This is a genomic window from Acinetobacter sp. ESBL14, assembly GCF_036668815.1.
GTDB lineage: Bacteria > Pseudomonadota > Gammaproteobacteria > Pseudomonadales > Moraxellaceae > Acinetobacter > Acinetobacter gyllenbergii.
Genome location: NZ_JAZEVS010000037.1, coordinates 1 through 480 on the forward strand (window position 1 = coordinate 1; position 480 = coordinate 480).

General features: G+C 57.7%; 1 protein-coding gene. It reads left to right on the forward strand.

Annotated elements, in window-relative coordinates; translation table 11 throughout:
* Positions 1–252: 252 nt before the first annotated feature.
* On the forward strand, positions 253–480 hold a 228-nt coding region (locus V6E90_RS21500), incomplete at its 3' end, for a YciI family protein (RefSeq protein WP_332606407.1).

The following is a 480-nucleotide window of genomic DNA, read 5'->3' on the forward strand; positions in this document are numbered from 1 at the left end:
GGTGTAAACGGCACAGCCGGACAGCAGCGAAACCAGCAAGGCAAAACTACAGAGCATCTTCATGTCGATATACAAGGCTAGGGTTTGAAACGCTGCGAGTGTATGGGGCACGCCTGCAACCAGGGCTGCACCTTGGTAACAAGCTGTTGGCCTTGGTAGTTACCCGAATATTGGCAATTTGATGTCGAGGGATGTCGATTTGAAGGAATGCCGTTCGTCGTCCTGATACGCACCCCATCAAGGAGATTCCTCATGCGTTTCATGATCCTCGTCCGCGCCACGCCCGACAGCGAAGCGGGCATGATGCCCGACGAAAGCCTGCTGGCATCGATGCTGGCTTACCACGAAGCCCTGGCCAAGGCCGGCGTGCTGCTCGATGCCAACGGCCTGCACCCCACGTCCAAAGGTTGGCGCGTACAGTACTCGGACGGCCAGCGCCAGGTCATCGACGGGCCGTTTGCCGAGACCAAGGAACTGATT